General features: G+C 70.0%; 20 protein-coding genes and 1 other RNA gene. 8 read left to right on the top strand and 13 right to left on the bottom strand.

Annotated elements, in window-relative coordinates; all coding sequences use genetic code 11:
* Positions 1 to 18 precede the first annotated feature (18 nt).
* The 6 genes from MWN33_RS08280 to MWN33_RS08255 form a co-directional block, all read right to left on the bottom strand.
* Positions 19 to 1,473 carry a UDP-N-acetylmuramoylalanyl-D-glutamyl-2,6-diaminopimelate--D-alanyl-D-alanine ligase gene (locus tag MWN33_RS08280; protein WP_425531976.1) on the bottom strand — a complete coding sequence of 485 codons (1,455 nt, stop codon included), beginning with the start codon at positions 1,471 to 1,473 and terminating at the stop codon, positions 19 to 21.
* Positions 1,470 to 2,957, bottom strand: coding sequence for a UDP-N-acetylmuramoyl-L-alanyl-D-glutamate--2,6-diaminopimelate ligase (locus MWN33_RS08275; RefSeq protein WP_247200014.1), 1,488 nt, complete (start codon positions 2,955 to 2,957; stop codon positions 1,470 to 1,472). Before MWN33_RS08275 ends, MWN33_RS08280 begins: the two co-directional genes overlap by 4 nt.
* 120 nt (positions 2,958 to 3,077) lie before the next feature.
* On the bottom strand, positions 3,078 to 4,940 hold the full coding sequence (locus tag MWN33_RS08270) for a peptidoglycan D,D-transpeptidase FtsI family protein (protein WP_247200013.1): 1,863 nt from the start codon (positions 4,938 to 4,940) through the stop codon (positions 3,078 to 3,080).
* Between the two features lie 15 nt (positions 4,941 to 4,955).
* Positions 4,956 to 5,558 (bottom strand): cell division protein FtsL, encoded by a 603-nt coding sequence (ftsL, locus tag MWN33_RS08265; RefSeq protein WP_247200012.1) that lies wholly within the window; start codon positions 5,556 to 5,558, stop codon positions 4,956 to 4,958.
* Positions 5,559 to 5,567: 9 nt separating this feature from the next.
* The gene (gene rsmH / locus MWN33_RS08260) at positions 5,568 to 6,605 is read right to left on the bottom strand and encodes a 16S rRNA (cytosine(1402)-N(4))-methyltransferase RsmH (protein ID WP_247200011.1); all 1,038 of its coding nucleotides are present in this window, start codon (positions 6,603 to 6,605) and stop codon (positions 5,568 to 5,570) included.
* Positions 6,602 to 7,081, bottom strand: a complete 480-nt coding sequence (locus tag MWN33_RS08255; RefSeq protein ID WP_247200010.1) for a division/cell wall cluster transcriptional repressor MraZ — start codon at positions 7,079 to 7,081, stop codon at positions 6,602 to 6,604. The genes rsmH and MWN33_RS08255 overlap by 4 nt, the downstream gene beginning before the upstream one ends.
* Before the next feature lie 293 nt (positions 7,082 to 7,374).
* Between MWN33_RS08255 and MWN33_RS08250 the strand changes: the two genes are divergently transcribed.
* The 4 genes from MWN33_RS08250 (at position 7,375) to dapB (ending at position 10,319) form a co-directional block, all read left to right on the top strand.
* On the top strand, positions 7,375 to 8,154 hold the full coding sequence (locus tag MWN33_RS08250; RefSeq protein ID WP_247200009.1) for an N-acetylmuramoyl-L-alanine amidase: 780 nt from the start codon (positions 7,375 to 7,377) through the stop codon (positions 8,152 to 8,154).
* 240 nt (positions 8,155 to 8,394) lie between these two features.
* A complete protein-coding gene (locus tag MWN33_RS08245) occupies positions 8,395 to 8,910 on the top strand; it encodes a lytic transglycosylase domain-containing protein (RefSeq protein WP_247200008.1) in 516 nt (171 codons plus the stop codon).
* Between the two features lie 111 nt (positions 8,911 to 9,021).
* Positions 9,022 to 9,415: RNase P RNA component class A (gene rnpB / locus MWN33_RS08240), an RNA gene on the top strand.
* A gap of 94 nt (positions 9,416 to 9,509) precedes the next feature.
* Positions 9,510 to 10,319 carry a 4-hydroxy-tetrahydrodipicolinate reductase gene (dapB, locus tag MWN33_RS08235; RefSeq protein WP_247200007.1) on the top strand — a complete coding sequence of 270 codons (810 nt, stop codon included), beginning with the start codon at positions 9,510 to 9,512 and terminating at the stop codon, positions 10,317 to 10,319.
* A 10-nt stretch (positions 10,320 to 10,329) separates the two neighbouring features.
* On the opposite strand, the gene MWN33_RS19040 is transcribed toward dapB, so the two are convergent.
* From MWN33_RS19040 to pyc, 5 genes are all read right to left on the bottom strand, one after another.
* Positions 10,330 to 11,760: an extensin-like domain-containing protein gene (locus MWN33_RS19040; protein WP_281493690.1), complete on the bottom strand. Its 1,431-nt coding sequence runs from the start codon at positions 11,758 to 11,760 to the stop codon at positions 10,330 to 10,332.
* 121 nt (positions 11,761 to 11,881) lie between these two features.
* Positions 11,882 to 13,285 carry an NAD(P)(+) transhydrogenase (Re/Si-specific) subunit beta gene (locus tag MWN33_RS08225; RefSeq protein ID WP_247200006.1) on the bottom strand — a complete coding sequence of 468 codons (1,404 nt, stop codon included), beginning with the start codon at positions 13,283 to 13,285 and terminating at the stop codon, positions 11,882 to 11,884.
* Between the two features lie 10 nt (positions 13,286 to 13,295).
* Complete coding sequence (locus tag MWN33_RS08220) at positions 13,296 to 13,775, bottom strand: proton-translocating transhydrogenase family protein (RefSeq protein ID WP_247200005.1); 480 nt, start codon at positions 13,773 to 13,775, stop codon at positions 13,296 to 13,298.
* A 130-nt stretch (positions 13,776 to 13,905) separates the two neighbouring features.
* Entirely contained in the window at positions 13,906 to 15,057 is a 1,152-nt protein-coding gene (locus MWN33_RS08215; protein ID WP_247200004.1) for a Re/Si-specific NAD(P)(+) transhydrogenase subunit alpha, read from the bottom strand.
* An 87-nt stretch (positions 15,058 to 15,144) separates the two neighbouring features.
* Positions 15,145 to 18,612, bottom strand: coding sequence for a pyruvate carboxylase (gene pyc, locus MWN33_RS08210; protein ID WP_247200003.1), 3,468 nt, complete (start codon positions 18,610 to 18,612; stop codon positions 15,145 to 15,147).
* Positions 18,613 to 19,040: 428 nt separating this feature from the next.
* On the opposite strand from pyc, the gene pyk reads away from it, so the two are divergent.
* Positions 19,041 to 20,588, top strand: a complete 1,548-nt coding sequence (gene pyk, locus MWN33_RS08205; RefSeq protein WP_247200002.1) for a pyruvate kinase — start codon at positions 19,041 to 19,043, stop codon at positions 20,586 to 20,588.
* Between the two features lie 120 nt (positions 20,589 to 20,708).
* On the opposite strand, the gene MWN33_RS08200 is transcribed toward pyk, so the two are convergent.
* The gene (locus tag MWN33_RS08200) at positions 20,709 to 21,230 is read right to left on the bottom strand and encodes a L,D-transpeptidase (RefSeq protein WP_425531975.1); all 522 of its coding nucleotides are present in this window, start codon (positions 21,228 to 21,230) and stop codon (positions 20,709 to 20,711) included.
* A 264-nt stretch (positions 21,231 to 21,494) separates the two neighbouring features.
* Here MWN33_RS08200 and MWN33_RS08195 point away from each other — a divergent pair, with 264 nt between their 5' ends.
* From MWN33_RS08195 to MWN33_RS08185, 3 genes are all read left to right on the top strand, one after another.
* Positions 21,495 to 21,662 (top strand): hypothetical protein, encoded by a 168-nt coding sequence (locus tag MWN33_RS08195; RefSeq protein ID WP_247200001.1) that lies wholly within the window; start codon positions 21,495 to 21,497, stop codon positions 21,660 to 21,662.
* 104 nt (positions 21,663 to 21,766) lie between these two features.
* Positions 21,767 to 22,504, top strand: coding sequence for a hypothetical protein (locus MWN33_RS08190; RefSeq protein WP_281493689.1), 738 nt, complete (start codon positions 21,767 to 21,769; stop codon positions 22,502 to 22,504).
* A gap of 109 nt (positions 22,505 to 22,613) precedes the next feature.
* Positions 22,614 to 23,765: an acyltransferase family protein gene (locus tag MWN33_RS08185; protein ID WP_247199999.1), complete on the top strand. Its 1,152-nt coding sequence runs from the start codon at positions 22,614 to 22,616 to the stop codon at positions 23,763 to 23,765.
* Positions 23,766 to 23,840: 75 nt separating this feature from the next.
* Here the strand turns inward: MWN33_RS08185 and bcsN are convergent, their stop codons facing one another.
* A complete protein-coding gene (bcsN, locus tag MWN33_RS08180) occupies positions 23,841 to 24,965 on the bottom strand; it encodes a cellulose biosynthesis protein BcsN (protein WP_247199998.1) in 1,125 nt (374 codons plus the stop codon).
* Positions 24,966 to 25,231: the final 266 nt, after the last annotated feature.

Raw genomic sequence — 25,231 nt, 5'->3', positions numbered from 1 at the left:
AGCGGCGGCCGGCAGGCCTCATTCGGACGAATCCGCCGCTTCGGCAAGGCTCGGCGCGGGAAAGCGCTCGGCCAGCGCGCGCACCAGCGGGCCCATGCGGCTGCCGTTCGAGCCCTTGACCATGATGACGTCGTCGCCGCGCAGCCGCTCGGCCACCAGCGGCAGCAGCGCCGCCGCGTCGGGCGCCCAGGCGCCGCGCCGCGCTTCCGGCAGCGCCTCCCACAGCGCGCGCATCAGCGGGCCGGCGCAGAAGACGAGATCGGCCGTCGCGGCGGCGGGGGCGAGGTCGCGGTGCATCGCCTCCCCCGCCGTGCCGAGTTCCAGCATGTCGCCGAGCACGGCGATGCGCCGCCCGCGCCCGGCGACCGGCGTGGTGCCGAGCACGGCGAGGGCGGCGCGCATGGAGGCGGTGTTGGCGTTGTAGCTCTCGTCGATCAGCGTCGCGACGCCGCCCTTCACCGCGAGCCGGGTGCGCACGCCGCGTCCGGGCGGCGGGCCGAGCGAGGACAGCGCCATCGCGGCGAGGCACAGGTCCGCCCCCGTCAGCTTGGCCGCCGCCAGCACGGCGAGCGCGTTCTGCACGATATGCCGGCCCGGCAGGCCGATCTTGAAGCTGACCGTCTGGCCCATCACGTCGGCGAGGGCGGTGGAGCCCTGCGCCTGCAGCGCCACGCTGAGGAGGCGCACCTGCGCATCCCCCGCCTCGCCGAAGCCGATCACCGTGCCGATGCCGGCCGCCTTCGCGGCCTGTGCGAGGCGCTCGAAATGGGGATTGTCGCGGTTGAGCACCGCCGCTCCGCCGGGCTCGACGCCGGCGAAAATCTCCGCCTTGGCGTCGGCGATGGCCTCCACATTGGGGAACTGGGCGATGTGCACCGGCTCGACCGTGGTGATCACCGCCACATGCGGGCGCACCATGGCGCTGAGCGGGCCGATCTCGCCGGCATGGTTCATGCCGAGCTCGAACACGCCATAAGCGCTCGCCTCCGGCATGCGGGCGAGCGAGAGCGGCACGCCCCAATGGTTGTTGTAGGAAGCGGCCGAAGCATGGGTCGGCCCGTCGGCGCCGAGCGCGAGGGCCAGCGCCTCCTTGGTCGTGGTCTTGCCGACCGAGCCGGTGACGCCGACGATGCGCGCCGCCGTGCGCGCCCGCGCCGCGCGGCCGGCGGCCTGCAGCGCGCCGAGCACGTCGTCCACGGCGAGCAGGGCGACGCCTTCCGGCATCTCGCCGAGCCGGCCGCGCTCCACCAGGCTGAGCGCGGCGCCGTTCTCCGCCGCCCTGCCGACATAGGCATGGCCGTCGCTGTTGTCGCCGCGAATGGCGAAGAACACGTCGCCGGCCTTCAGCGTGCGGGTGTCGATGGACACGCCGCCGACGGGACCGGCCGGCCCGCCCGTCAGCGTGCCGCCGGTCGCGGCGGCGAGGGCCTCGGGGGTCCAGAGCGGCGACGGGGCGGCGAGCATGTCGATCATTCCTCCAGCAGCGCGACCGCGACGTCGCGGTCCGAGAAAGGCAGCGTCCGGTCGCCCACGATCTGGCCGGTTTCATGGCCCTTGCCGGCGATCAGCACGACATCCCCGGCATGTGCCATGGCGATGGCGGCGGAAATCGCCTCGGCGCGGTCGCCGATCTCGCGCGCGCCCGGTACGCTCGCCAGGATGGCGGCGCGGATCGCCGCCGGGGTCTCGCTGCGCGGATTGTCGTCGGTGACGATCACCACATCGGCCTTCGCGGCGGCGATGGCGCCCATCAGGGGACGCTTGCCGCGGTCGCGGTCGCCGCCGCAGCCGAACACCACGATCAGCCGGCCGCTGGCATAGGGGCGCAGCGCGTCGAGCGCGTTGGCGAGCGCGTCGGGCTTGTGCGCGTAGTCGACGAACACGCCGGCACCGTCCTTCGTGCCCACCAGTTCCAGCCGGCCCGGCACCACGGCGAGCTTTTCCAGCAGCGGCAGCACCGCGCGTGCGCTCGCCCCGGTGAGCATGGCGAGCCCGGCGGCCACCAGTGCGTTGCAAGCCTGGAACGCGCCGACCAGCGGCAGGCGCAGCACGTAGCGCGCGCCTTCGACCTCGACCTCCAGACGCTGGCCGAGCCCCTCGTCGGCGCGCGACAGCAGCGCGATGCCTGCGCCCGCGACGCCGATGCCGAGCACCTCCAGCTCGTGATCGGCGGCGACCTGCGCGACATGGCTACCCTCGGTGGTGTCCACCCACACCGCCGCCCCGCCGCCGCGCGGCACCAGATCGCGGAACAGCCGCATCTTGGCGTCGAGATAGGCGTCCATGGTCGGGTGGTAGTCGAGATGGTCGCGCGAGAGATTGGTGAAGGCGCCCGCCTTCAGCCGCACGCCGTCGAGCCGGTGCTGGTCGAGCCCGTGCGAGGAGGCCTCCAGGCACAGATGGGTGACACCTTCGCCCGCGAGCGCGTGCAGCGTGCGATGCAGTTCGATGGGATCCGGCGTGGTCAGCGACCCGTAGACCTCGCCGGAGGGTTTCACCACGCCGAGCGTACCGAGGCTGGCGCTGGCATGACCCAGCCCCTGCCAGAGCTGCCTTGCGAAGGCGGCGACCGAGGTCTTGCCCGAGGTGCCGGTGACAGCGGCGATGGTCTCCGGCTGGCGTGGAAAGGCGCGCGCGGCGGCGAGCGCGACGGCGCGCCGGGCATTGCCGACCCGGACATAGGAGACGGCGGGATCGAGCCAGCCCGGCCGCTCGCTTTCCGCCACGACGGCGACGGCACCCCGCTTGAGGGCGTCGGCCGCGAAGGCCATGCCGTCGGCCTTGCTGCCCGAGAGGGCGAAAAACACGTCACCCGCCCGCGCCCGGCGGCTGTCGAGCGCCGGCTCGCTCACCTCGATGGCGGGATCGGCGCCGGCATAATCGGCATCCTCGCCCACCAGCCCGCGCAGGGTGAGGGTTCGCGAACAGTCGGCCGTGGGTCGTATCGGATCGGACATCGCGCAATCCCGGCGTCTCTCCCGGCGTCGGCGCCGGCCGCATCCCGGCCGGGCGGCGCCGACCGTCTTCGAGATAGCCGATTCCAGGCGGTTGACGCACCGGAAATCGGCGTTTCCACTTTACTGGGCCTGCGCCAGCGTGGTGTTGGTCAGCAGGCTTTCCGCCGGCGGCACGTCGGTACGCGGCATGATGCCCAGCATCGGACCGATACGGGTGATGATCTTGCCGGTGGTCGGGGCGGCGTTCCAGCCGGAGGTGGCGAAGCCATATGTGCCTTCTACCGCCTGCGGCTCGTCGAGGATGACCAGCACGAGATAATGCGGGTTGTCCATCGGGAACACGCCGGTGAAGGTGGTCAGCAGCTTGGTCTTGGAATAGCGCCCGCCGATCACCTTCTCGGCCGTGCCGGTCTTGCCGCCGGCGTAGAAGCCGGGGACGTTGACCTTCTTGGCCGAGCCCTTCTCGGCGTTGAGCCGCAGCAGGTAGCGCATCTTGGCGCTGGTCTCGGGCTTGATGATGCGGGTGGCGAGCGCCTGCGCCTCCTGCGGCGTGCGCTTCAGGAAGGTCGGCGGAATGAGGTAGCCGCCATTCACCAGCGCATTGACCGCCATCACCGCCTGCAGCGGCGCCACCGCCAGACCATGGCCGAAGGCGATGGTGGCGGTGTTCAGCTCGCCCCAGCGCTTGGGCACGATGGGGGCCGCGCTTTCCGGCAGCTCGGTGCGCAGCCGGTCGAGCTGGCCGGCCTTGGCGAGGAACGCCTTGTGCGCGTCGACGCCCAGCGCCAGCGCCATCTTCGCGGTGCCGATGTTCGAGGAATAGAGGAACACCTCGGGCAGCGTCAGCACGCGGTTCTCGGCGTGGTAATCATGGATCTTGAAACGCCCGAACTGCAGCGCGGCGCGCGCGTCCAGCGTCGAGTTTATGTTGAAGCGCCCGCTGTCCAGCGCCATGGCGAAGGTCAGCGCCTTGAAGGTGGAGCCCATCTCGAACACGCCGGTGGTCAGGCGGTTGAGGTTCTTGGCATCGAGCGAGCGGGCCGGGTCGTTGGCGTCGAAGTCGGGCAGCGACACCATGGCGATGATCTCGCCGGTGCGCACGTCCACCACCGTGCCGGCGGCGGCGATCGCCTTGAACTTCTCCTTGGCGGTGAAAAGTTCGTCGCGCAGCACATGCTGCACGCGCAGGTCCAGCGCCAGCTCCACCGGCTCCTGCTGGCGGTCGGAAGCGAAACCGGCGAGGTGCAGCTCGGCGAGGCCGCGCGTATCCACCCACTTCTCGACGCCGGCGATGCCCTGGTTGTCGATGTTGGTCGAGCCGAGCACATGCGCGCCGAGCGTGCCGCCGGGATAGATGCGGCGGTTCTCGGTCATGAAGCCGATGCCCGGCAGGCCGAGATTGTGGATCTCGCGCTGCTGCTGGGGGGTGATGTCGCGCTTGAGCCAGACGAAGCCGCGATTGGTGGAGAGGCGCTGGCGCAGCTCATTGGCGTCGAGGTCCGGCAGCACGGCGGTCAGCGCCTCGACGGCCTCGTCGACGTCGATCAGCCGGCGCGGCTCGCCGTAGAGCGAGGCGGAGCGCACGTCTGTGGCGAGCACCAGCCCGTTGCGGTCGAGAATGTCCGGCCGTGCCGAGGCGACCGCGTCGGAGGCGACGGTGCGCCGCGCCGCCGCGCCTTCCGGCGCCGAGGCGAACAGGGCGAGCCGTCCGGCAATGGCGAGATAGGCTCCGGCGAACACCATCATGCACAGCAGGATGCGCGCGCGCGCCACCGCATGCGCCTCCGGCCGGCCGCGCCCGAAGGCGGCGCGCACCACGCCGATGACGATGCGCGGCGGCAGCAGGACGAGGCTCAGCAGATGGCGCGGCAGGCGCCGCCAGAAGCGACCGAGGCGGGACGGCGCTGGCGGCGGCGGCGCCGTGCGCCCGTCGGCCTCCTGCGCGAGGGAATGGGTGAGGTGGGGCGCGGGGGTCTCGTTCATGTCGCTCCTCCCTGACTACTGGCCGACGGTGCCGGGCGGCAGCAGCGGGTCGCCGGCCACGGGATCGAGCGGCGCGCCGAGCACGCCCTGCGGGCCGGCGAGCGGCGGACGCTGCGGCACCATCGCCCCGGCGGACGGCATGGCCGAGAGCGGCAGCGGCTCGCCGGAATAGGTCTCCTCGCGCAGCGGCGCGTCGTCGGGCAGCCGCGCCGCGGCGGCGGGCTTGGGTTTCGCGGCGGGCTTGGCCGCAGCGGGGCCGGGCGCCGCCTTGGCCTCCGGGTTGGTCGAGGGCCCGTCGACGAGGGCCTCGATCATGCCGCCGAGCACGTCGTCATTCCGCTCGGGCTTGGCGGGCAGGCTGGCGAGCCGGTCCATGTGGTCGACGTCGAGGGGCTGCATGTCGAGATGCTTCTCGGCCAGCGCCTGTATGCGGTCCGGCGCGGTGCGGCGCGCCCATTCGGCATGCATCAGCGCGATACGGTCGCGCTCCTGGCGGATCTCGGTGCGCAGCCTGGCGATCTCCTGCGCCTCGAAGGCCGAGGAGTATTTCACGTGATAGACGGCGCCGGCCGCGGCGAGCAGGGCGATGACCGAGACGGCATTGAGTACGCGGAACATGTCTCGACCTCAGCGGCGGCGGTGGGCGTCCAGGACCGGAAGGGGCGGCAGCAGCGAGGAAAGATCGCCGGCAGGATGGGCGGGTGCCGAGGTGCGCTCGCCGGCCCGCAGCTTGGCCGAGCGGGCGCGGGGATTGGCGGCAAGCTCGCCCTCCCCCGGCTCGACGGCGCCGCGCGCCACCAGCGTGAAGCTGGGCGCGGCACCGGCGACCGCCGGCATGTGGCGCGAGCCGCCGGACGCCTTGGCGCGGTTGGCGAGGAAGTTCTTCACGATGCGGTCCTCCAGCGAATGGAAGGTGACGATCACCAGCCGCCCGCCGGGCCTGAGGATGCGCTCGGCGGCGGACAGCGCCCGCGCCAGTTCGCCCAGCTCGTCATTCACCGCGATGCGCAGCGCCTGGAAGGTGCGCGTCGCCGGATGCGGCTCATGGGGCTTCGCCCACACCACCTTGGCGACAATGTCGGCGAGCTGGAGCGTGCGCTCGATGGGGGCCGTCGCCCGCGCCTCGACGATGGCCCGCGCCACCGCGCGCGAGCGGCGCTCCTCGCCGAAGCGGTAGATGAGGTTGGCGAGGTCGGTCTCGGAGAGCTTGGCCACGAGGTCGGCGGCCGAGGGGCCGTCCTGCGACATGCGCATGTCGAGCGGCCCGTCGCGGCGGAAGGAGAAGCCGCGCTCGCCCTCGTCGATCTGCATGGAGGAGACGCCGATGTCGAGCACCACCCCGTCCACCTGCGGCGCGCCCGCCCCGGCGGCGGCCTCGTCCAGCGCGCCGAAGCGCTCATGCATCAGCGCGAGCCGGCCGGCGCTTTCGGCCACCAGCGCCTGCCCGTCGCGGATGGCGTTGGGGTCGCGGTCGATGGCGATCACCCGGCAGTCGGCGCGGGCGAGGATGGCGCGAGTATAGCCGCCGGCGCCGAAGGTGCCGTCGACATAGACGCCGCCATCCTTCGGCGCGAGATAATGGAGAACTTCGCTGAGCAGGACAGGCAGATGGCGGGCCGGTCCGCCGGCAGCGTCCGTCTCCGGACCACCGCGACCCGCCATCATGCCCCGTCGGCGCGGGTATTGCCCGTCGCCCCCCGGGAGCCGATCTCCGCCTTCAGCGCGCGCAGCTTCGCAGTGGCCTCCGCGAGATGCGCCCGGAAGCGGCCGGGCTCCCAGATCCGAAAACTGTCTCCGAGGCCGACAAGCACGGCCTCGTTCCCGATATGCGCGTGGCTCTTCAGCCCCTCGCTCAGCATCACGCGGCCCTCCGGGTCGAGCTTGAGGATCTCGATCGCCCCATAGAGCGCGCCCGCCAGTTGCTCGCGCGCTTCCGAATAGGGCGGATAGCGCTCGATCAGGGCGTCGATCCCCGTCATCAGCCGCGCCCCGCCCGCCTGCAAGGCCGGCCGTTCGAGCGCGGGATGGCAGTAGACATGCTCCAGCCCGTCCCGCGCGATGAGCGCGCGATACGGCGCCGGGATCGACATCCGGCCCTTGGAATCGAGCCGCATCGCATAGGTCGATACGAAACGTTCCATCGGCCCGGTACGCCCCTACGCAAACACGCCCCGCCGCAGGACTTGCACCGGACGAACGAAGCCCCGCGAGGGACGCGGCAACGGCGCCCTCGGCTTCGCTCACTCGGTACTGCAACGGGATGATTTGGGATACCATGGGATATACTGGGCGTCAATGGAACAGCCGTCGCGGAACCCCAGCGCCGAGCGGTCTCGACGCGCTGATTCCGCCGCGGCCGGCGATTGGCGATTAACGCCCCATGAACCTTAAGAATCTGTTGAATCGGCCTGCCGCCGGTCTTACCGCAGGGGATATGAGCGACTTGCCCGACGCCCCCTTCCCGCCCGACTCGCCCCTCGTGGCGCAGATCCTGCCCTCGCCCAACCATGGCGAGCGCCTCGGCGTCGCCGGCCCGGACATGCTGCTGCTGCACTATACCGGCATGGAATCGACGCCCGAGGCGGTGGCGTGGCTGCGCGCGCCGGAGCGGCAGGTCTCCGCCCATTACGTGGTGTTCGAGGACGGCCGCATCGCCCAGCTCGTGCCGGAGGCACGGCGCGCCTGGCATGCCGGCGCCTCCTTCTGGGCCGGCGCCACCGACATCAACTCGCACTCCATCGGCATCGAGATCGCCAATCCGGGGCACGATTTCGGCTATCCGCCCTTTCCGGCGATCCAGATCGAGGCCGTGACCGCGCTTGCCAGGGACATTCTTTCGCGGCACCCCATCCCGCCCGACCGCGTGCTCGCCCATTCCGACGTCGCCCCCGCGCGCAAGAACGACCCCGGCGAGAAATTCCCCTGGGAGGTGCTGCACCGCTTCGGCGTCGGCCATTTCGTCGCGGAGGTGCCGCCCAGCGACGGACGCTTCTTCATGCGCGGCGAGCATGGCCAGCCCATCGAGGCGCTGCAGGCCATGCTGGCGCTCTATGGCTACGGCGTGCCGGTCAGCGGCACCTATTGCGGGCAGACCGAGGCGGCGGTGCGCGCCTTCCAGCGCCATTTCCGCCGCTCGCGGGTCGACGGCATCGCCGACGTCTCGACGCTGGCGACGCTCTACGCGCTGAGCGCCGCGCGTCCGGCCGACGCCTGAAATAGTCGCACGCGGATAATTTGAGCAGGCCGCGACAGGATAGGTCGCGCGACCTGCGATATGCGCAACGATCGTTCATGATCGTTGCAGTTGCGCCACAACCGGCCGGTACACCCTGCGTAGATCCGTCGCAGGATTATCGTCTGTGGCAATTCTCGCTGAAATCCAGCCTCATTCGAGACAGATTTGAAATGATTTTCTCCGGCCATCGTAACCGGATGAAAAGGCCACCGCTGCGTAATGAATGTTTATCGCCTCCTCGGTGCTTCGCTCACCGTCGCCCTCATCGTCTTCTCCGGCGCGGACATCGCCAGTGCCAGGTCGATCTTCGAGAAATCTTCCGAAGTCGAGGCCTCTTCTTCCTCCCGCAACACATCGTCAGCCAACAGCCTCGCCGCCCTTGTCGACCGCGAGGCCCGCGCCAATGGCGTGCCGGTGGCGCTGGCCCGCGCGGTGGTGCGCATCGAAAGCAACTGGAACACGCGCCTCACCGGCCGCGCCGGCGAGGTTGGCCTCATGCAGATCAAGCACCAGACCGCGCGCGGGGTCGGCTACATCGGCAGCCGCGCCGCGCTTTACGAACCCGCCAACAACATCCGCTACGGCATGCGCTACCTCGCCGGCGCCTATCGCCTCGCCGGCGGCGACACCTGCGGCACCGTGATGCGCTATCAGGGCGGCCATGGCGCCACGCGCATGTCCTCGGCGGCGCGCAGCTACTGCTCCAAGGCCCGCACCATCATGGCCTCGAACTGATTGATCCGCGCGGCGGGGCATTCCTGTTTCGCGTCGCCCCGCCCGCGCGTCCCTCACGCCGTCCCGGCCGCGGGGTTGACGCGGCGCCCCGCCTCCCCCATTGCTCCCCCGCCAGCCGGCCGGACGGCCGCGTCGTCCGCAAGGACGCCGAGGAAAGTCCGGGCTCCACGGAGACACGGTGCCGGATAACGTCCGGCGGGGGCGACCCCAGGGAAAGTGCCACAGAAATCAGACCGCCTCGGGTTCGCCCGCGGCAAGGGTGAAACGGTGCGGTAAGAGCGCACCGCGCGTCCGGCAACGGAAGCGGCACGGCAAACCCCACCGGGAGCAAAGTCGTATAGGGGTGGCGCGAGGCGGCCAGAGATGGCTCTGCTTCAGGTCCCGTCTTCGGACAGCCGCCCGGGTTGACTGCTCGAGGCGCCGGGCAACCGGCGTCCCAGAGGAATGGCCGTCACGTGGGAGAAATCCCGCCATACAGAACCCGGCTTACAGGCCGGCTGGCACCTTCCCCGCGCTGTCCCGCGCTCGCCGTGCATGGCGCAGGCGCGGGCGCTTTGCTACTGCTGCGCTCCCCTCTTCCGCGCAAGGAGCGAACCGCCATGGCCATCCGCATCATCCTCGCCGGCGCCACCGGCTGGGTCGGCCGCGCGCTCGCCCCCGCCATCGCCGCCGCACCCGACCTCGAACTGGTCGCCGGCATCGCCCGCAGCCATGCCGGCGCCGATCTCGGGATCGCGCAGGGCGGCGCGGCGAGCGGCGTGCCGGTCTTCGCCAGCGTCGCCGAGGCGCTGGACGTGCCCGCCGACGTGCTGATCGACTACACCAAGCCGGGCGTCGTGAAGGCCAATGCGCGCGCCGCGCTGGAGGCCCGGCTCGCCGTCGTCATCGGCACCTCCGGCCTCGGCGCCGAGGACTATGCCGAGCTCGACGAAGTGGCGCGCACGAAGGGCGTCGGCCTGCTCGCGGCCGGCAATTTCTCCATCACCGCGACGCTGCTCAAGCGCTTCACGCTGGAGGCGGCGAAATACGTCGCCGATGTCGAGCTGATCGACTACGCCTCGCCGGGCAAGATCGACGCGCCCTCGGGCACCGGCCGCGAGCTCGCCGAGACGCTGGCCGGCATCCGCCAGCCGGCCACCAGCCGCCCGGTCTCCGAGGTGGTCGGCGTGGCGGCGACGCGCGGCGGCGCCTTCGGCGAGGGCGCGCGCGAGGTGCGCGTGCACGCGCTGCGCCTGCCTTCCTTCGTGCTCGGGGTGGAAGCCATCTTCGGTGCGCCGGACGAGCGCCTCACCCTGCGCCACGATGCCGGCTCCTCGGCCGCGCCCTATGTCGCCGGCACGCTGCTGGCGGCACGCAGGGTGCAGGGCTGGGTGGGCGTGAAGCGCGGCCTCGACACGCTGCTCGACTGAGCCCGCCGGCTCAGTCGCGGCGCAGCCTTTCGCCCGGCGCAGGGATCGGGCTGGCGAATTCGCGCTCCGTGGTGAAGGAGCGCACATTCCCCGTCGAGCCGGTCGGCGTCGGGTCGAGCCCCAGCCACTTCGCAAGCGGCACGCTGGCCGGCGGCAGCAGGCCCGGCGGATTCTTGCGGCCCGCCGGCGGCACCGGGGCCGGGGCGGCCGCAGGGTAGGGCGCCGCCGGGTAGCGATTGGCGGGGTATGGGCTCGCCGGCGCGGGATAGTCCGACGCGGCGGGATAGGCACCGGGCGCGGGATAGGTCGAGGGCGCCGCCTGAGCGGGGTAGCCCTGGGCCGGGTAGCCCTGTGCGGGGTAGCCGGGCGCCGGATAGGACTGGGCGGGATAGGACTGCGCGGGATAGCCGGGCGCCGTCACGCCATACGTGTCCGGCGGCGGCGAAAGCACCATCGGCGCGCCGCCGGCAGGATAGGCCGGTGCGGGCGCGCGGCTGGGCGCGGGATAGGGATTTGCCGGCGCCATCCGCGCCTCGACAGGCCGTGCCGGCGCGGCCGGCGGCGTTCCGTAAACCGGAGCACCGCGACCGGGGGGCGCGCCATAAACCTGCGCCGACGCTTCCGGGCCCGCGCCGTAATCGCCGTCGAAGCCCTCCGCCGCGTCGCCGCCGGTCTCGCTCTCGGGAGACGCGGACATTGGGCCCGCCTGCCAGCCCCCGCCATAGGGCGCCTTGTAGGGCGGCGCCTTGTAGACCGGCAGGCGCGGCGGCACCGGCCGCTCCGCGCGCGGCTTGCAGGTCGTGCTGCCGGAGGCGCGGCGCATCAGGTCGATATGGATGTGGTCGTAATGGTAGATGTTGGAGCCCGGCGCCAGCACCACGGTAAAGCGCTCGCAGGCATCCGCCTGCACGGTGCGCAGGAAGCCGCGCGCATCGGCGGCGCCCTTCCAGTCCTTCTTCACCGAGATCTCGCGCCCGTCGGCGAGAATGAAGGCGCCGATATCCAGCCCGTTCCCATAGGCGTGCTCGGAGGTCTTGCCGGTGGCCGCCCCGTTCATGCGCCGGCAGGAATAGGAGGACATCTGCTTCACCTTCACCACCGGCTGGCCGAACCAGGCCATGGCGGCACCCTGCACGTCGTGCGAGAGCCACTGGTCGACGGCGGAGGTCATCGGGCAGGCGAGCGTGGCGCGGGGCGCGACTTCCACGGAGCCTTCGGCAAAGGCGGTGATGCGGAAGGCATGGTCCATGCCGCAGGTGCCGGGACCGTCGAGCGCCCTGTCCTGGACGATGAAGGCGGAGGGCTTCACGCGGCCCTCCGCCAGGCACCGTTCCTCAGCTTCCGAGCGCCAGGGTTCGCGCTGCTCGAGCCCGAACTTGCAACCGGAAAGCCCCAGAAGGACGAGCGGGGCTACGAGAAACCAGGAAACGCCGCGCGTCATGAGCGGACGCTACGCGGGGTTTGGTTGACAGCGGGTTAAGCGGCCTGCCGCAGCGCCACATAAAAGAAAAGGGCGGCCGGAATGGCTCCCGGCCGCCCTTGTCCTTGAGTCCCGGCCCGTGTCAGTGATTGAGGTTCTTGACGACGTCCTCGACCATTTTCTTGGCGTCGGCGAAGAGCATCATGGTGTTGTCGCGGAAGAACAGCTCGTTCTCGACGCCGGCATAGCCGGCCGCCATGCCGCGCTTGATGAACAGCACGGTCTTGGCCTTCTCCACGTCCAGGATCGGCATGCCGTAGATCGCCGAGGTTGGGTCGGTCTTCGCCGCCGGGTTGGTCACGTCGTTGGCGCCGATGACGAAGGCCACATCCGCCTGCGCGAACTCCGAGTTGATGTCCTCCAGCTCGAACACCTCGTCATAGGGAACGTTGGCTTCCGCCAGCAGCACGTTCATGTGCCCGGGCATGCGGCCCGCCACCGGATGGATGGCGTATTTCACCTCGACGCCCTCCTCCTTCAGCTTGTCCGCCATCTCGCGCAGCGCGTGCTGCGCCTGCGCCACCGCCATGCCGTAGCCCGGCACGATGATCACCTTCGCCGCGTTCTTCATGATGAAGGCCGCGTCCTCGGCCGAGCCCTGCTTGACGGGCCGCGTCTCCGCCGCCCCCGCCGGGCCGGAGGCGCTGTCGCCGCCGAACCCGCCCAGGATCACCGAGACGAAGGAGCGGTTCATGCCCTTGCACATGATGTAGGACAGGATCGCGCCCGAGGAGCCCACCAGCGCGCCGGTGATGATCAGCGCCGTGTTGCCCAGCGTGAAGCCGATGCCCGCCGCCGCCCAGCCCGAGTAGGAGTTCAGCATCGACACCACCACCGGCATGTCGGCGCCGCCGATCGGGATGATCAGCAGGCCGCCGAACACCAGGCTGGCGATCACGATCAGCCAGAACACCGTGTGGCTCTCGGTCATGGTGAGCACGCCGATCAGCACCACGATCAGCAGGGCGAGGCCCGCATTGATGACGTGCCGGCCCGGCAGCAGGATCGGCTTGCCGCTCATATTGCCGTTCAGCTTGGCAAACGCGATCACGGAACCTGTAAAGGTGATGGCGCCGATGGCGACGCCCAGGCTCATCTCGATCAGCGCCTGCGCGTGGATCTCGCCCGGCGCGCCGATGCCGAAGGCGCCCGGCGCGTAGAGCGCCGCCGCCGCCACCATCACCGCCGCGAGGCCCACCAGCGAGTGGAAGGCCGCCACAAGCTGGGGCATCTGCGTCATCGCGATCTTGCGCGCGATCACCGCCCCTAGCCCGCCGCCGATGGCGAGGCCGCCGAGCACCAGCGCCCAGCCGCCCAGACCCGCCGGCGGCGAGGCCGCCAGCGTCGTCACGATGGCGATGGTCATGCCGACCATGCCGAACAGATTGCCCTGGCGGGACGTCACCGGGCTCGACAGCCCGCGCAGCGCCAGGATGAACAGCACCCCCGAGACGAGGTACAGAAGCGCGACCAGATTGGCGTTCATCGGGGCGCCCTCACTTCTTCTTCGAGTACATGGCGAGCATCCGGCTGGTCACCAGGAACCCGCCGAAGATGTTCACCGCCGCCAGCACGAGCCCGACAAAGCCGAAGCCGCGCGCCCATTCCGTGCCCTCGGCTACCGTGTCGACGCCCACCGCGAGGAGCGCGCCCACCACGATCACCGAGGAGATCGCGTTGGTCACGCTCATCAGCGGCGTGTGCAGCGCCGGCGTCACCGACCACACCACGTAATAGCCGACGCACACCGCCAGCACGAAGATGGCGAGCCGGAACACGAACGGGTCGATCGCCCCGCCGGTGAGCGCGTGCGCCGCCGCGCCCGCCGCCTGTCCCGCGATCTCCGCATAGTTCTGCGCCGCCGCTTCCGCATAGGCCTGCGCCGCCTGGGCCGCCTGGCGCGCCACCTCGGCCGCCATGCGCGCTCCCTCGACCGCGTTCTGGGCGACCGCGTCGCCCGTTGCCGGATTGGCCATTTCCCTCAATCCCCTGACGTCTGTTCACGAGGCGCGTGCCGCGCCTGCCCGCGCCGCCCGCCTCTTCATCATCGCTCTGCGCCGGGCGCGCGCCGCGCGCGCCCGCAGGTTCAGCTCGCTCCGGCGCGGCCTAGGCCGCCGTCACTGCCGCCGGCGCGAAGGACGGGTGCACCACCGCGCCGTCCCGCGTCAGCAGCGTCGCCTTCACCAGCTCGTCGTCCCACTTCACCGCCAGGCTCTTCGTGCCCTTGTCCACCAGCGTCTCCACGAAGGCGTACAGGTTCTTGGCGTAGAGCTGCGAGGCCGTCGCCGCGAGCCGCCCCGGCACGTTGAGATGCCCGACGATCTTCACGCCGTTCGCCGTGGTGACGACGTCCCCCGCGACCGCGCCCTCGACATTGCCGCCGCGCTCCACCGCCAGGTCGATCAGCACCGAGCCCGGCTTCATCGACGCCACCATGTCGGCCGACACCAGCTTCGGCGCCGCCCGGCCGGGGATCAGCGCCGTGGTGATGACGATGTCCTGCTTGGCGATATGGCTCGCCGTCAGCGCCGCCTGCTTGGCCTGGTACTCCGCCGACATCGCCTTGGCGTAGCCGCCGGCCGTCTCGGCCTGCTTGAACTCCTCGTCCTCGACCGCGATGAACTTGGCCCCGAGGCTCTCCACCTGCTCCTTCGAGGCCGGGCGCACGTCGGTGGCCGAGACCACCGCGCCAAGGCGCCGCGCCGTGGCGATCGCCTGAAGGCCGGCCACGCCCGCGCCCATCACGAACACCCGCGCCGCCGGCACCGTGCCCGCCGCCGTCATCATCATCGGGAAGGCCCGGCCGAACTCGGCCGCCGCGTCCACCACCGCCCGGTAGCCGGCGAGGTTCGCCTGGCTGGACAGCACGTCCATCACCTGCGCGCGGGTGATGCGCGGCATCAGCTCCATCGCGAACAGCGAGACGCCCGTGCCGGCGATCTCGCCCAGCGCCGCCTCCTGCCCGTGCGGGTCGGCGATGGCGATCACCAGCGCGCCCCGGTTCGCCCCGGCAAGCGCCGCCGCCGCCGGACGCCGCACACCGAGCACGATATCCGCCCCGGCGACCGCCGCAGCGTTGTCCGCCACCACCTTCGCCCCCGCCCCCTCATACTCCCCGTCGCCGATCCCAGACGCCAATCCCGCACCCGACGCGACAAAAACCTCCGCTCCAAGACCAAGATAGCGCCGGACCGTATCCGGCGAGCCCGCCACGCGCGGTTCGACGGTCAGGTCTTCCTTCAGTACTGCCAGACGCATTGCCTTCCTCCCAAGAAGGTCGTTAGCCGATTATGTTTCTTGCCTGCGGGCCTTGCCGGTCCGGAGGCACGTCATGTCGTCGCCGCCTCACGCCTCCAGCACGACGAGAAGATCCTTCGCGTCGATGGCATTGCCCGGCGACACCAGGATTTCCTGCACCGTACCGGGGCGCGGGGCGTGAATGGCGGTCTCCATCTTCATCGCCTCGATGGTCAGCAACACGTCGCCGGCCTGGACCTGCTGCCCGCTGACCACGCCGAGCGAGGAAATGGTGCCGGGCATGGGCGCGGCGACATGGAGGTCGTTGCCCTCCTCCGCCTTGCGCCGGCCGGCGACCTTCGGCACCGCGTCGCGGTCGACCGCGAGGATCATGCGCGGCTGGCCGTTGAGCTCGAAGAACACTTCGACCAGCCCGTCGTCGCGCGTGTCGCCAAGCGCGGTGAGGCGCACCATCAGCGTCTTGCCGCGCTCGATTTCGATGGTGGTCTCGTCGCCGGGCTTCATGCCGTAGAAGAACACCGGAGTCGGCAGCGCGGAGACCGGGCCGAACTTCGCCACCACAGGCGCGAAGTCCGAGAACACCTTCGGGTACATCAGATAGGAGGCGAGCTCGCGGTCGGTCGCAGGCCGGCCGATGAGCTTCGACACCTCGTCACGCTCGGCGTCGAGATCGGCATCGTCGAGCAGCGAGCCGTAGCGCACGGTGATCGGCGCTTCGCCCTTCAGCGCCTTCTTCTGCAGCGCTTCGGGCCAACCGCCCAGCGGCTGCCCGTATTCGCCGTGCAGCATCGCCACCGCCGAGGCCGGGAAGGCGACGTCGCGCTTGGGGTCCAGCACATCGGCGGCGGACAGGCCCTGGCTCACCATCATGAGCGCGAGGTCGCCCACCACCTTCGAGGAGGGCGTGACCTTGATGATGTCGCCGAACAGATCGTTAGCGTCGCGATAGGCCTTTGCCACCTCGTGCCAGCGGGCCTCCAGCCCCATGGAGCGCGCCTGCTCCTTGAGGTTGGTGAACTGGCCGCCGGGCATCTCGTGCAGATAGACCTCGGAGGCCGGCCCCTTGAGGTCGCTCTCGAAGGCAGCGTACTGGGCGCGCACGCCTTCCCAGTAGAAGGAGATGCGCCGGATCGCCTCCGGGTCGAGCCCGGTGTCGCGCTCGGAGCCGCGCAGCGCCTCGACGATGGAGCCGAGGCACGGCTGCGAGGTCATGCCGCTCATGGCGTCCATGGCGAGATCGACCGCGTCGACGCCCGCCTCCACCGCCGCCAGAACGGAAGCCCCCGCGACGCCCGACGTGTCGTGGGTGTGGAAGTGGATCGGCAGGCCGACCTCCTCCTTCAGCGCCTTGAACAGCACCTTGGCGGCGGCCGGCTTGACGAGCCCGCCCATATCCTTGAGCCCGAGGACGTGGACGCCGGTCTTCTCCAGCTCCTTCGCCATCGAGACGTAGTACTTCAGATTGTACTTGGAGCGGTCCGGGTCCAGCAGGTCGCCGGCATAGCAGATGGCGCCCTCGACCAGCTTGCCGGTCTTCAGCGCCTCGTCGATCGAGACGCGCATGTTCTCGATCCAGTTGAGGCAGTCGAAGACGCGGAAGATGTCCATGCCCGCATCCGCCGCCTGGCGGATGAAGAAGCGCACCACGTTGTCGGGGTAGTTGGCGTAGCCGACGCCGTTCGCCCCGCGCACCAGGGTCTGGGTGAGGATGTTCGGCACGCTCTCGCGGATCTTCGCCAGCAGCTCCCACGGGTCTTCCGAGAGGAAGCGCATGGAGACGTCGAAGGCGGCGCCGCCCCAGCATTCCAGCGAGAGGAGCCCGGGCAGGCCGCGCGCATAGGAATCGGCGACGCGGGCGATGTCATGGCCGCGCATGCGGGTGGCGAGCAGCGACTGGTGGGCGTCGCGCATCGTGGTGTCGGTGACGAGCACGCGCTTCTGCGCCAGCATCCAGTCGGCGAAGCCCTTCGGGCCGAGCTGGTCGAGAAGCTGGCGCGTGCCGGGGGCAGGCTCGTTCAGGAAGGCGGGCGGCTCGGGAATGCGCGCGGTAGCGGAGGGCTTCGCGCGGCCCTTCACCTCGGGGTGCCCGTTCACCGTCACATCGGCGATCCAGGCGAGCAGCTTGGTGGCGCGGTCGCGCCGCCCGCCGAAGTCGAACAGCTCCGGCGTCGTGTCGATGAAGCGGGTGGTGTAGCGGCAGTTGGTGAAGTCGTCGTGGGTCAGCACGTTTTCGAGGAACGGCAGGTTGGTCGCCACGCCGCGGATGCGGTACTCGCGCAGCGCGCGGTACATGCGGGAGATGACCTCCTCACTGGAGGGCGCCCAGGCCGTGACCTTCTCCAGCATCGGGTCGTAGAAGCGCGTCACCACGGCGCCGGAATAGGCGGTGCCGCCATCGACGCGGATGCCGAAGCCCATGGCGCCGCGATAGGCGGTGATGCGGCCATAGTCCGGAATGAAGTTGTTCTCCGGATCTTCGGTGGTGATCCGGCACTGCATGGCGTGGCCGTTGAGGCGAATGTCCTGCTGCGGGGGAATGCCGGTCTCGGCGACGTCGCCGATATGGCCGCCTTCGAGGATCTTGATCTGCGCCTTGATGAGGTCGAGGCCGGTGACGACTTCCGTCACCGTGTGCTCGACCTGGATGCGCGGGTTGACCTCGATGAAGTAAAAAGCGCCGGTGTCGGCATCCATCAGGAACTCGACCGTGCCGGCGCCGATGTAGTCGGTCGCCCGGCAGATGGCGAGCGCGGCGTCGGTCAGGCCCTTGCGGGTCGCCTCGTCGACGTAAGGAGCGGGCGCGCGCTCGATGACCTTCTGGTTGCGGCGCTGGATCGAGCAGTCGCGCTCATAGACATGGACGAGGTTGCCATGGGTATCGCCGAGGATCTGCACCTCGACGTGCCGGGCGCGGCGCACCAGCTTTTCGAGATACACCTCGTCCTTGCCGAAGGCCGCCTTGGCCTCGCGCTTGGCCGTCATCACGGCGTCGAGCAGCTTGTCCTCGCTCTCGATGGGGCGCATGCCGCGTCCGCCGCCGCCCCAGCTCGCCTTGAGCATGACGGGGTAGCCGACCTGCCGCGCCGCCTCCAGCACGGCGGTGGAATCGTCGGGCAGCGGCTCGGTCGCCGGCATGACAGGCACGCCGACCGAGATGGCGAGGTTGCGCGCGGCCACCTTGTTGCCGAGCGTGCGCATGGTCTGCGGCGTCGGGCCGATGAAGATGATGCCGGCCTCTTCGCAGGCCTCGGCGAATTCCGGGCTTTCGGAGAGGAAGCCGTAGCCGGGATGGATAGCGTCGACCTTCGCCTCTTTGGCGACGCGGATCACCTCGTCGATGGAGAGATAGGCGTCGATGGGGCCGAGCGGCTTGGCGAGCCACGGGCCGCGGCCGACGAGATAGGCCTCGTCCGCCTTGAAGCGGTGGAGCGAGAGCTTGTCCTCCTCCGCATAGATGGCGACCGTCGAGATCCCGAGCTCGGTCGCGGCGCGAAATACGCGGATCGCGATCTCGGATCGGTTGGCGACGAGGAGTTTCCTGATCTTGCGCGTCATGGCTGCCGATGCCTTTAGGTTGCGGTCTGCGAGTTGGCGGAAACGTCGAAACCTGCATCTGGCTGCGGACTATGGGGCGCTGTGCCCGCCGCCGCCGGAATCCCCGTGGCCGATGCATCAGCCATGCCGGAATACCGCGGGGCGGAGGCCGAAGACCCACGCGTGACCCTTCTATTGGTATACAGAATTCCGAATACCAGCAAGGAGAATCCGGCGCTCGCGCCGCTGCCGTCCGTCTGCCGCAAAACGGCGCCGCTGCTGGCCTCGCGAGGCGTAAAGAGCGGTGCGCAGAGCCCCGACGGTCCCCGCCGCGTCGCGAAACGGACACGCTGCGGTGCAAGATAACATCCGGGAGACAGGACCCTACTTTTGGTCCATATGAGGACGAGCCGGTGCCGCGCATCGGCGCAGGCACGACGGAGGATATCATGGTGAGCAAGCGTGGACGCGCGACCAAGATCGTGGCGACGCTGGGTCCGGCTTCTTCAAGCCCGGACAAGATCAAGGCCCTTTACGAGGCCGGGGTCGACGTGTTCCGGCTGAACTTCAGCCACGGCACTCAGGAGAACCATGGCCGCGTGCTCGGCGCCGTCCGCGCGCTGGAAAAGGACGTCGGCCGCCCCATCGGCGTGCTGGCCGACCTTCAGGGCCCGAAGCTGCGCCTCGGCCGCTTCGTCGACGGCTTCATCAACCTGACCCCCGGCACCACGCTGCGCTTCGACACCGACACGACGCCCGGCGACGAGAAGCGCGTGCCGATCCCGCACCCGGAAATCCTCGAAGCCCTGCATGAGGGCTCCACCGTCCTGCTCGACGACGGCAAGGTGCGCGTGCGCGTCGTCAAGAAGGGCGCCGGCTTCATCGAGGCCGAGGTGGTCGCCGGCACCAAGCTCTCCAACAACAAGGGCTTCAACGTCCCCGACGTGCTGCTGCCGGTCTCGGCGCTCACCGACAAGGACCGCTCGGACCTGTTCTTCGCGCTCGACCTCGGCGTCGAATGGATCGCCCTCTCCTTCGTGCAGCGCCCCGAGGACGTGATCGAGGCCAAGGAACTCATCCAGGGCCGCGCCCAGGTGAACCTGAAGCTGGAGAAGCCGCTGGCGGTCGAGCACCTCACCCGCCTCACCGAGCTGTCCGACAGCATCATGGTGGCGCGCGGCGATCTCGGCGTGGAGCTCTCGCTGCCCGAAATCCCGGCGCTGCAGAAGCGCGTCATCCGCGAATCCCGCCGCCTCGGCAAGCCGGTGATCGTGGCGACGCAGATGCTCGAATCGATGATCAGCGCCCCGGTGCCGACCCGCGCCGAGGTCTCCGACGTCGCCACCGCCGTCTATGACGGCGCCGACGCGGTGATGCTCTCCGCCGAAAGCGCGGCCGGCCAGTATCCGGTCGAGGCCGTGGCGATGATGGACCAGATCATCAAGCAGGTGGAGCGCGACGAAGGCTACCGCGCCATCATCGAATCGCAGCGTCCCGATGCCGGCCACTCGGTGGCCGACGCGGTGACGCAGGCCGCCTACCAGGCCGCGCTGTCGATCGATGCCGCCGCCATCGTCACCTACACGCTGTCGGGCACCACCACGCTGCACGCGGCGCGCGAGCGCCCGCGCATCCCGATCATCGGCATCGCCAGCCAGCTCTCCACCGCCCGCCGCCTCGTGATGTCCTATGGCGTCCACGTGGTGCACGCTCCGGAGGAGATCCACACCTTCGGCGAGATGGCCGCCAAGGCGACGCAGGTGACGGTAGACCACGGCTTCGCCAAGGAGGGCGACAAGATCGCCATCACCGCCGGCGTGCCCTTCGCTACCCCCGGCACCACCAACGTGCTGCGCCTCGTCACCGTCGACAAGACCATGACCGCCCGCAAGCCGCAGGGCGAGGACAGCACCGACACGGTTCGCCCGCGCGCCGCCGCCAAGAGCGCCGGCGGCGATGCCGTTCGCTCGGCGCCGGTCCGCGCCAAGGCGGACTGAGCCGGCGTCGGCGCCACGCTCTCCAAACAGAAAGGCCCGCTCGCGCGGGCCTTTTTCGTTCGGCGGGTCCAGTGGGGGCCCGGCTCGGAAGATGAACCGAACCTAGCCGCCGGCCTCGCTTCAGGGCAGCATCACCACCGGCGTGCCGACGCCGACGCGGCCGAACAGGTCGATGATGTCGTCATTATGCATGCGCACGCAGCCATAGGACGCATAGGTGCCGATCGACTTCGGCCGGTTGGTGCCGTGGATCGCGTATTGCCCGCCGCCGGAAAGCGTCATGGCGCGCTCGCCCATCGGATTTTCCGGCGTGCCGCCGGGGATGACGTCCGGAAGCTTGGGATTGTCGCGGCGGATTTCCTCCGGGGGCGACCAGGCGGGGCGGACATATTTGCCGTCGATGCGCACCGTGCCCTGCCACTGCTTGCCCTGGCGGCCCACCGCCACCGGATAGCGCAGCGCCTTGCCCTCGCCGAGCACGAGATAGAGCCGGCGCTCGCGCGTGCTGACGACGATGGTGCCGGGGGCATAGCCCGGCTTCTCGAAGGCGACCGTCTCGCGCGCCAGCGCCTCGGGGGCCGCGCCGGAAGCGGCGAGGAAAAGCGATGCCGCGAGCGCGGCAAGCATGGAAAACTTACGCATGGTCATGTCCGGGCTCATCGAAGGGCGATGGCCGGTTGATACCAGAAACAGCCCCGCACGACCGCCCCCGTATCGCTAGACATGGCGTAACGACAGGGTTTCGCGCCATTTTTGCAACAGTCGGACAAAACCACCGGTGCATCCCGGCGTGGCGCCGCCGGTTCAATTGCACGCGTTGCCGGGACGGATTATTTCTTGGTCCCGACGAGACCTCGGTTGCCCCGTAGGCCGGCCGTTAACCTTACCAATAGAAGGTATTCACCTATGATCAAGACTCTGCTCGTCGCGTCCGTGTCGGTTCTCATGGTGGGTGGCGCCCTGGCCGCCGACCTCCCGCAGCCGCAGCCGGTCAAGGCTGAAGCCGCCCCGATCGGCAAGGCCCCGATCGGCAAGACCCCGGTCGGCAAGTCGCCGGTCGTCACCAAGGGCTGATTTTCGGCATCGGGCCCGCTCCCGGTTGTCGCGTCTTGTTTGACATGACCGCGGCGGGCCCGATCCTGCATGCGATCCAGAACGAGAAGCGACGAGGTGCTGGCATGATGACATTTACGCTCCAGGCAAAGCGCCGCTGTCTCGCAGTGGCGCTTTGCGCTTTTTCGGCCCTGGCCGTCGGCATCTCGCCGGCCGCCGCCGTGACCGACAGCACGACCCCGGCAGCCACCACCGGTGACGCGCAGGCGGAGGGCGCCCAGACCACGGCCGCACAGGCCGCGACCGCCCCGCCCGCCGCCGCCGCGCAGGCCACGCCGCGCAAGAAGACCGACGCGAGCTCGCTCGCCGCCGCCGGCCCCTCCAAGCCCGGCGCCGCCCAGCCGCGCGGCCCCTATTACGTCGATTTCCGCGCCCGCACCGCCGCCAGCTACGGCCATGCCTTCCTGTGGTACGGCAAGTCGAGCGAGCGCGAGGTCGAGGTCGCCGGCCTGCATCCGGCCACCGACAGCCCGGTTCCCTACGTGCTCGGCCATGTCATGCCGGTGCCCTCGGAGACCGGCGCTTCCTATGGCGATCTCGACGAGGAATATCTGCTCGCCAATTACCGCGTCTATCTGAGCGATCAGGATGCGCCGAAGGTCTTCGCCTATATCCAGAAGCTGCAGAAGACGACGCCGTTCTGGAACGCGACGACCACCAACTGCACCTGGTTCATCGGGCAGGTGGCGTCCTTCATGGGCCTGAAGACCCCGTGGCACATGATGTACCCGGAAGACTATGTGAACGAGCTCAAGAAGATCAACGGCGGCCGCGACGTCGCCACGCTCACCTCGGGCCAGTAGCCGCCGGGCTGTGCTGTCGGGGCGCCATGCGGCGCCCCGCCTCCTGTTCTCCGGCCTCTCCGTCTTCTCCCTCCCGTCCCTCCCGCCTTATTGCCGAACCGGGCCGCGAATGCCGCTGCTTGCCGCCGAAACACCCCAGGCGCCGGCGGGCACGGCGCGGGTGGTCTGCCTCGACGGGCTGCGCGGCGTCGCCGCCTGCGCAGTGGTGGTCTTCCACTTCTTCTACGCCTTCACGCCCGGCCCCTTCGCCGACAAGGCGCGCACCGGCTTCTCCCTGTTCGACACGCCGCTCGCCTTTTTCTGGAACGGCCATTTCGCCGTCGCGGTGTTCTTCGTGCTGTCCGGCTTCGTGCTCGCCGCCTCCGCGCCGAAAAGCACGCGCGAGGCGCCGCTGATGATCGGCCTGCGCTATCTGCGCCTCGGCGTGCCGGCGCTCGCCTCCTCCATCCTCGCCTGGGCCTGGCTGGTCAGCTTTCCCGACGCCGCGCGCGAAGTGCAGGCGCTCACCGGCAGCCCGTGGTTCCGCTGGACCTACCAGCCGCCCATCCCCCCGCTGAGCCAGGCGATCTGGGAGGGCGCCATCGGCGTTTTCGTCGAGGGCACCACCCGCTTCAACAACCCGCTCTGGACCATGCAGGCAGAGTTCTTCGGCTCGCTGCTCATCTATGGCGGCTACGCGCTGCTGCGCGGAGGCGCGCGGCCGCTTGCCATGGCGCTCGGCCTCGTCGTCTTTCCCGCGCTCGGCCTGTTCTACCTCGCCGCCTTCTGCGGCGGCGCGCTGGTCTATGAGCTGCGCGGACGGCTGCGCGACCATCTGTGGCTCGGCGCCGCCCTCGGCCTCGCCGGGCTGGTGCTGGGCGCCACCTATCCCGGCCGCGCGGCGGGCGAGGACCTCGCGAGCCAGTTCGTCGCCTCCCTCGGCCGGGACGGGCCGCGGCAGGCCGGCGCGCTGCTGCTGCTGGTGGCGGTGCTGATCACGCCGCCGCTGCGGCGCGTGCTGGAAACCGCGCCGCTGCAGCGGCTGGGCGAGCTGTCCTTCCCGATCTATCTCGTGCACGTGCCGCTGATCGTGGCGCCGGCCTCGGCGATCTTCGTGAGCTACGCGCCCGTCTCGGCCTCGGGACTGGCGATGCTGTTCCTCGGCACCTGCCTCGCCACGCTGGCGCTCGGGCAGCTCTTCCTCATCGCGGTGGAACGGCCCGTGCTGGCCGGGCTCAAGGCAATCCGCCGCCGGGCGAGGGCGTGGCTGGCCGCCTCCTGAACGGCGCGCGGCAAGGCAGCCGTCGTCCGGGAAACGCCCGGTTTCAATCCCGAAGAAACAAAAGCGACGCGCCGTTCACTGCGCCGGGGCGGGATAGCTGCTCGCGCCGGGCACCAGCCGGACCGGATCGCCGACCGACGAGCGCGACCCGCCCATGGGCGTCACGCCGGGCAGGGTCGGCGGCGCCGAGAAGGGCGAGTTCTGCGCCGGCGAGTTCACCGGACGGGCCGGGGCCTGATCGACCACCGCGCCGGCGGGCGGGCGACCCTGCACGACGCTTGGCTGCGTGCTCGGGGCAAGCTGGGCCGAACCGGCCGGACCGGGCACCTGCGGATAGCCCTCATAGGGGTCGACCAGATTGCCGCGCGGCGCGCCGTAGCCGCCGCCCTGATAGACGGTTTCGGCCTGCGGGACCTGGCTGCCATAGCGCGGCCGGGCGCGGCGCGGCGCGGCAACCGGCGCGGCCTCCGCCGCCGGCGGCACCGAGCCGGTGACGTCGCTGCCCATCCAGCCGTCGAGCACCGTGCCGTCGCCCTGCAGGCCCGAGGGATAGGCGAGCGGGCCGCCGATGCGCCCGATGCCCTCCGGCTCCCCGAGCGGGCGCCCATAGGGCTGCCAGACATGGGGAAGGAAATAGGCGTTGATGGAATAGCGGTACATCACCCTCAGCAGATCCTGCTCGGTGGCGCCGATCTGGCACAGGCGCAGCCGGATCGACATCGAGCCGCGGTCGCGGAAGGTGAGGAACATCGGCACCTGCGACTGGATGCGCTGCCAGCCATAGATGCAGAGCTCGCCGCCGCCGGCATTGCCAATCGCATAGTTGAACGGCCCGTAGCGGTTCTGGACGAAGTAGTTCGACGTGTACATCGTCACGCCCGGCATGCGGTCGAGCATCTCCTGGTCGATGACTTCCGTATTGAGGAAATCATCGGCGCGGGTGTTCTCCCAGCCGGTGCGGCCCGGCACCGGGCCAAAGAAGACGACGTAGAGGGCGTTCTGGCCGCGCGAGTGCGAGTTCGTGCCCAGCACGATCTCCTGCTCGATGGCGTTGAGGAAATTGGTCTGCACCACGGCGATGACGGGAGGGGTCGAACCCGGCTCCGGCAGCACGAGGGCATCGGAGACCTCGACCTCGGAGCTGAGGCTGGCGACCTTGGGGTCCTGCCCGCCCGACCACGGCATCTGCAACGGATACATGGCACAGCCCGACGCGACGAGCGCAACCGATGCGACCAGGCATCCGGACAGAAATTTGCGCGTGTTCCGTCCCGTCATAGCCCCTTCGACGCTCGCGCTTGCGGATGGCGCCCCCACGCTGCGGCAACCCATGGATCACGGCCCAGCCCGGACCGAATCACTTGTGCAGGCTGACTTTAGCTTGCCGACTCCCGGGGTGGAATCGTGCGCAAGACGCAAGTTTCGAAAATGGATAGGTTTCTTCAACTTCTGAGCTTTAAGACACA

The sequence above is a fragment of the Ancylobacter koreensis genome (assembly GCF_023016525.1).
In the GTDB taxonomy this organism is placed as follows: Bacteria; Pseudomonadota; Alphaproteobacteria; order Rhizobiales; family Xanthobacteraceae; genus Ancylobacter; species Ancylobacter koreensis.
The sequence above is the reverse complement of the archived record's forward strand: the minus strand, read 5'-3'. Positions and strand labels throughout refer to the sequence as shown.

Coding starts and splice junctions, on each gene's coding strand:
- MWN33_RS08280 (WP_425531976.1), bottom strand. CDS start 1,473: ATGATCGACATGCTCGCCGCCCCGTCGCCGCTCTGGACCCCCGAGGCC.
- MWN33_RS08275 (WP_247200014.1), bottom strand. CDS start 2,957: ATGTCCGATCCGATACGACCCACGGCCGACTGTTCGCGAACCCTCACC.
- MWN33_RS08270 (WP_247200013.1), bottom strand. CDS start 4,940: ATGAACGAGACCCCCGCGCCCCACCTCACCCATTCCCTCGCGCAGGAG.
- ftsL (WP_247200012.1), bottom strand. CDS start 5,558: ATGTTCCGCGTACTCAATGCCGTCTCGGTCATCGCCCTGCTCGCCGCG.
- rsmH (WP_247200011.1), bottom strand. CDS start 6,605: ATGATGGCGGGTCGCGGTGGTCCGGAGACGGACGCTGCCGGCGGACCG.
- MWN33_RS08255 (WP_247200010.1), bottom strand. CDS start 7,081: ATGGAACGTTTCGTATCGACCTATGCGATGCGGCTCGATTCCAAGGGC.
- MWN33_RS08250 (WP_247200009.1), top strand. CDS start 7,375: ATGAGCGACTTGCCCGACGCCCCCTTCCCGCCCGACTCGCCCCTCGTG.
- MWN33_RS08245 (WP_247200008.1), top strand. CDS start 8,395: ATGAATGTTTATCGCCTCCTCGGTGCTTCGCTCACCGTCGCCCTCATC.
- dapB (WP_247200007.1), top strand. CDS start 9,510: ATGGCCATCCGCATCATCCTCGCCGGCGCCACCGGCTGGGTCGGCCGC.
- MWN33_RS19040 (WP_281493690.1), bottom strand. CDS start 11,760: ATGACGCGCGGCGTTTCCTGGTTTCTCGTAGCCCCGCTCGTCCTTCTG.
- MWN33_RS08225 (WP_247200006.1), bottom strand. CDS start 13,285: ATGAACGCCAATCTGGTCGCGCTTCTGTACCTCGTCTCGGGGGTGCTG.
- MWN33_RS08220 (WP_247200005.1), bottom strand. CDS start 13,775: ATGGCCAATCCGGCAACGGGCGACGCGGTCGCCCAGAACGCGGTCGAG.
- MWN33_RS08215 (WP_247200004.1), bottom strand. CDS start 15,057: ATGCGTCTGGCAGTACTGAAGGAAGACCTGACCGTCGAACCGCGCGTG.
- pyc (WP_247200003.1), bottom strand. CDS start 18,612: ATGACGCGCAAGATCAGGAAACTCCTCGTCGCCAACCGATCCGAGATC.
- pyk (WP_247200002.1), top strand. CDS start 19,041: ATGGTGAGCAAGCGTGGACGCGCGACCAAGATCGTGGCGACGCTGGGT.
- MWN33_RS08200 (WP_425531975.1), bottom strand. CDS start 21,230: ATGCGTAAGTTTTCCATGCTTGCCGCGCTCGCGGCATCGCTTTTCCTC.
- MWN33_RS08195 (WP_247200001.1), top strand. CDS start 21,495: ATGATCAAGACTCTGCTCGTCGCGTCCGTGTCGGTTCTCATGGTGGGT.
- MWN33_RS08190 (WP_281493689.1), top strand. CDS start 21,767: ATGATGACATTTACGCTCCAGGCAAAGCGCCGCTGTCTCGCAGTGGCG.
- MWN33_RS08185 (WP_247199999.1), top strand. CDS start 22,614: ATGCCGCTGCTTGCCGCCGAAACACCCCAGGCGCCGGCGGGCACGGCG.
- bcsN (WP_247199998.1), bottom strand. CDS start 24,965: ATGTATCCGTTGCAGATGCCGTGGTCGGGCGGGCAGGACCCCAAGGTC.